Source organism: Ectobacillus sp. (genome assembly GCF_056992975.1).
Window position 1 is genome coordinate 1 of sequence record NZ_JBXKMX010000153.1, and the last position, 5,588, is coordinate 5,588.

At 37.2% G+C, this 5,588-nt stretch carries 5 protein-coding genes; all 5 read right to left on the reverse strand.

What is annotated here, in order from left to right:
* Positions 1-276, reverse strand: a 276-nt coding sequence (locus tag AC11ZT_RS07270) for a TetR/AcrR family transcriptional regulator (RefSeq protein WP_484058960.1), incomplete at its 3' end; no start/stop codon positions are given.
* A gap of 106 nt (positions 277-382) precedes the next feature.
* Complete coding sequence (locus AC11ZT_RS07275; RefSeq protein ID WP_484058961.1) at positions 383-1,192, reverse strand: hypothetical protein; 810 nt, start codon at positions 1,190-1,192, stop codon at positions 383-385.
* 113 nt (positions 1,193-1,305) lie between these two features.
* The gene (locus AC11ZT_RS07280) at positions 1,306-3,009 is read right to left on the reverse strand and encodes a nuclease domain-containing protein (protein WP_484058962.1); all 1,704 of its coding nucleotides are present in this window, start codon (positions 3,007-3,009) and stop codon (positions 1,306-1,308) included.
* Positions 2,993-4,927, reverse strand: coding sequence for an McrB family protein (locus AC11ZT_RS07285; protein WP_484058963.1), 1,935 nt, complete (start codon positions 4,925-4,927; stop codon positions 2,993-2,995). Before AC11ZT_RS07285 ends, AC11ZT_RS07280 begins: the two co-directional genes overlap by 17 nt.
* On the reverse strand, positions 4,924-5,588 hold a 665-nt coding region (locus AC11ZT_RS07290; protein ID WP_484058964.1), incomplete at its 5' end, for a hypothetical protein. The genes AC11ZT_RS07290 and AC11ZT_RS07285, both read right to left, overlap by 4 nt.

Consider the following 5,588-nt stretch of genomic DNA (forward strand, 5'->3'; position numbering starts at 1 on the left):
ATTTGAAAAATCCACGAATAATTGAATAATGGTCGGTGTTAACAGACCTATCTGATTTTGTAACATACGAATATTCTCTTGAATCGAATGAATTTGTTGTCTACTAATAAACTGTAAAATTTCTTCCTTTGACTTAAAATAGTTCAAAATTACTGTTTTAGAAATTCCCGAACAAATAGCAAGCTCATCAAGTGTTATGTCATATCCTTTCGTCGAAAATAATTCGATGGCTTGTTCAACGATTATTTGTATGCGTGTATCTTCACCCGGTTGCACAAATATTCTCCCCTTATGAATAAGTTCATTGCATAGCTCTGTTTTTACACAAGTTTATCATACAATGATCATGTTAATCGAAAAATTTTTCCATGCTTGTATGATCTTATTCTTTAGAAAGAGAAACATTACCTGTGCTAGGATCTACAAGATAATATCCAATTGTTGCACCATGGCCAAGACTTGCATCCTGTACTTGTTCATACACGTGAATAATATAAAGTCCCTTATCATTTGTTTGATCATATTCGGTAATATACCGGGAATTAGCAGGGATTTTCAAATAAGTGCGAACGGCATCTTCAGCCTGTGACTTTGTTAGCGGTTGATTTCCACTCGGACTTGCCGGAGACACCGTTGTTGATTGTTTGCCTCGTTTTTCCCGCTCCACTTCTTGCCAAAGTTGATTGGCTTGTTTTGCTAATGCTTTAATTTGTTCACTTTGCGAAGTAGTATCAGAGAGTTGTTTCAGAATAGTTTCTGCTTCGTCGTATTTCTTATCATTTGCTAAAGATTGTGCCTTCTGGAGTTGAGTTGTCATTTCATTTTGCTGTGTATCCCACTGATTTACTTTGTTAATAATAACACTTGCTTTTTCCTTCAATATGACTGTAATTTCTGAAGAATCTTTAGCTTCTACAAGTTGAGTCGCGTACGTTTTAGCACCTGCGTAATCTCCTTGCTCGATTGCTTGCACACTGCTTTGTATTCGTTTCGTTTCATCAATATATGTGATGACTTCCACTGTAGGACTTGCCTTTTGCGCCTTCGTTAAGTGCGTAAGCGCATTTCCATACTGATCATCTTTCAATGCTACTATAGCTGCATGAACTTCTTTATCATACTCTCCAATGCTACAAGCAGAGACCGATAAAAGGGCTACTGTACATACTAAAAATGCTACCACCTTTTTCATGTAATGCTCCTTACTATTCTCTATCATTCACTTTATGTTGAAAATGTTACCATATTACGACTATGAATGGATAGAAAAAGAACAGCGGAAATCTTAGAACAGAGTAGAAATTTTCATACCGTTAATACCGATAATATACTTTGTTTACTAATTAATTCTGTAATTGCCATTGTTAAATTTTCTGCAATATGCTCACTGTTGTATGTTGGGCTAAGTTGGACAATGCGAAGATCGTGGTTTTCTAGCTTTTTAGATGCTGGATACTCTTTATAGACGTTTGGGTGGATTGCCCATACTTCATGTACAGGACGAACGTATCTTGCCTCTCTTATTCCAAATAGATAATTGGATTTACAAGATAATACATATTGCGATAGCTTACGCATCGTTATTGTCTTATGCTTTACTCTCGTAATATCCCAGATATGGTGAAGCGGCCGATATTTAAAATCAAACAAGAGGCTTCCCATATAAGTTGCATTCAAATATATGTCCATCCGCATATCAGGACGATTACTAGTGCTTTCTGTATAAAGCGGATGATCATGCGACGTGTCCGCAGCATCTAATGGTATTTCCCCTTCATAGAAAAGATGGATGGTCATCGCATCTTTACATAATACAATCCTTGTATTCCCTTCAAGCGTTTGTAATCCCTCCTGTCTTTCTCTACCTTCAGAATAGAGCCATCCATCGACAGGTTGATAACACATTGTTTTCGTAAGAATCTGTAAAAATTGAATAAATCCCCAAATTTCATACAACTTATCCGTTCGCTTCCAGCGCAGCGTATCTTGCTTTAAGGAGTCCTGATTCTTCTTCCACTTCTGATACAACTGGAAAACAGCTCTGTATCTGGCATCAGAATGAAGACGGTGTGGCAATATAGATGTAGTACACTCCTCAATTTCTGAAAACCAAGCCGTTGTTTGAATCATGTATAAGAGTTGAAGAAGCCTGTTTATTCCACATAATGACGTAGTCAGATATTGGATTTCTTCTTTCATCTCTTCTGAAGATTGCATCGCTTCTAAGTATCCTTCACCCATTCGTTTCGTTTGAAGTAATTCCCGGTGAAGAAATAATACCATCTTCTTTAGGTAACGGTTTTCTGGTAAATTATACTCACACATCGTTATGGGTACTTTTCTTTCCTGACTTCTCTTTGGATAGGTTAACTGATATAGGATTGTTTTCGCATCCATCGTACGTACTTTCGAAATAGGAACAAGTGCATAATCCTTTTTTACCGAATAATTCACATGCGTAACTAAATCATTTAATGCAAAAAGTACCTGTTTCATATGAACTTCTAGAATACTACAATTCGTTATATAGGAGTTTGATAGCTGTAAACTAGGAGATTGAACCATTTCATATGCTAATCCTTTTAGAAAGCTCTCAATTTCTTCCTTCATGATTTGTAGTTGACCCGTTGTGATTTGTTTCGGCAGTACACGCAACATTGTATAATACGACACTCCGCAAACAACCCGAATGCAATAATCCCCAGGTATAAGAGGAAATTGATCATGAGAGAAAAGAAGCCTTTTCGTTGCAGATGGCAGAATATATGATTGGTTATCATCTTCCATTTCACCTTTATTTAGATTCCAGTCTAATCCCTCTACATAGAGTCTACACGTCTCATTTTCGCTCTGAAATAGCACATGTACATCAATATTTTCGCGAATCACGATGCATGTATCTTCTGTAATATCCCCCTCTTGCCTAGCAAACAAAACAGTTTCGACAACGCGGCGGCCCTGTTGCTCCAATTGTAGAGTGAACGGAACATGATTAGTATACATAGCCATAGTACTTCAACTCTTTTGCTTTTTGTTTAATCGCTTGTCTGGACTTTACGAAAGGGGATAAATGATCATAACGCTGTAGAATCTGTAAAAGCTTCGAATTGACTACTTCCTCGCTTTGCTCATCATACGTACCGATGAACGTTTTCCATACCTCCTCTGAACCTCTTATTTTCGTTAGCACCCGCTGCACGAATTGAAAGTCTAGGGCATCTGCCCGTGTCACATAGTCTGTATTTGGTACATTTCGAACATATGCATCTACCTGTCTAACAATTCTAGGACCAATGCCTGCTCTGGCATCGATATCATGCATCGCCTCGTGTACATCCCATAGCCATTGCAGTTCATCTTCACTCAGAGGAATAGCGGAAGATGACCGACCAAACTTTCGGTACGAATGATAATCCACTCTCTTATTCGAATAAAAAGTTGGATTTTCTTTCTCAATCCCTATGAAAGTAGAATATTTTACAACCTCAAGCGTGATTACATTTGCACGGTCTAGCACTTTATCAGAAAAATGATAAGTTGATTCATCCACATTTACCGTACCAACGAACATGACATTGTCGCCAATCGGAATACAAGGTGGATATTGCGAAGCATTATATAGCTTATTTGCCACATTTTCATTATACAATCGAAGAATACGTTCTTGCTTCTCCATCTCTAAAACAGACAAAAACTGTGAAAAATAATGCTCCACTCGTGCTAAATTCATCTCATCAAATGCAATGATATAAAGCTTCGATGTACGATTTTCTTCTTTAGCCGCATCGATTAACATATCGAGAAGCTTCGTATCACTTGGACGATAAATCATATTTGCAAAGTCTACGTAGCCAATTACATCTGAGTCATCCGTCCACGATGGACGTACAGGGATAAAAAGTGTCTGCTGTTCATTATGAATACCAAGAGCATCTGCGTAAGCGTGAATCAGTCTTGATTTCCCTATCCCGCTCATTCCTTGTAAAATAACGAGATGAGATGTTTTCATTGCAGCATGAAAATTCACTAAATCCTGCGCTGAATAGAGAAGACCAGAGCGACTTGTCAATTCGATAAAATGTTCAACAAACAAATCCTCTTCCAATTGCGATTGAGGAATGGGAATGTCACGTTCCACGACTGCAGCAGCCACTTCCTTCCCCCCATCGTCAGGAAGTACGGACTCTAACATTTGTCCTTCTCTGAGAAGTTCCTCCATACTGCTATGGGAATGAATATTCATATAGGCTAATGAATCAGATACCTCATATACATCATCCTTCCATCCTTCCGGGAATAGTTCAATTTGCAGCATCTTGTCAAATAGAAAACAAAATCCACCATGTGCATACGAATGACTTATGAAAGGACCAATGACATACGTTTTTTCTTCATCTTCCTTCCATAAAATAAACCTCGGTGATTCATTCGTATCGATAGACAGTTTTTCAATTTTTCCTACATGCTTCTTCATGATTAATCGTTTGCAAAATTCTTGAAATGTATAGCCATGCTGCTTTTCACTAAACACCGGAATCGGTTCAAATCGGTCCCCATTTCGAAATGAATCTGATTTCCGAACTAATTCAGTTTCTTTAGCTAAATATATATCTTGCGAAGTAGTCGCTTTTTTTGCTGGTCGAAATACAAATAAATAATTTTCTAGAAAACCCCGTAATTCTCTTTCCCTTTCATAATCGAGCAATGTTACTTGATCATCGAAGCCAAATCGCTGCAAATCCGTTGCATAACACGCAAAAAAGGTAGCACTATTTAAATGATTTGGTTTTGTAGAAACTTTCTTAATCCAAAATTGAACGGTATTCTGACTATTTACAAAGACACTTTTTGATTTACGAAATTCATTTTCAATCTCTTCATTCGTGGCAAGTACTCCTAACAAGCAGAAATCCCATTGTTTCATCATCGCATTCTCTCCCATTGTATAAATTGTTCAAGCGTGTAAAACTCCTTTAACTGCTCAGGTCGAAGTGATTTTTTTACGTTTCGTAGTACAGACGGTGGCAACGAAAACCGCAATACGCATACAATTTCATAATCCTCAAATGCATGTGTATCAAAATCTTTCACTTGATCTAACGAAAGAAAAGGATGCCCGGACAATTTTTTCTTCTGTACATCTCCTACCACCATATAGGGTTGTATTGCTGCCTGCTGATCAGCAGCAAGCTCATTTGTAACACCCATCTGCAATCTATGAATCTCTTCTTCGCATTGCCGAATGATACTACAATAATGTTCATGTTCCTGCCCCTTTTTCTCTATTTCTTCTTGTAAACTTGCAATAATACGCTGTTGTAATGTTAATTCATATTCAAATTCATTATTCCTATTCTCCATTTCTTCAATGATTTGTTTATATTTCTTTACATCTCGTTCATATTTTTTCACTACTTGATCTTTTTGCAGTATATACTGTGATTTACTTGCTAGTTGATCGACCATTTCATTATATTTTGTCTCTTGTTTTTTTATCTTTTCCTCAAATTGTTCAATAAGAATTTGCATATGGTGCACTCTACTACGATTGCGATCTTCATTTGTAACCGTTTGCATATCCTTTTCTA

Excerpts from the sequence above, each read along its gene's own strand:
- AC11ZT_RS07275 (WP_484058961.1), bottom strand. The coding sequence starts at position 1,192 with ATGAAAAAGGTGGTAGCATTTTTAGTATGTACAGTAGCCCTTTTATCG.
- AC11ZT_RS07280 (WP_484058962.1), bottom strand. The coding sequence starts at position 3,009 with ATGGCTATGTATACTAATCATGTTCCGTTCACTCTACAATTGGAGCAA.
- AC11ZT_RS07285 (WP_484058963.1), bottom strand. The coding sequence starts at position 4,927 with ATGATGAAACAATGGGATTTCTGCTTGTTAGGAGTACTTGCCACGAAT.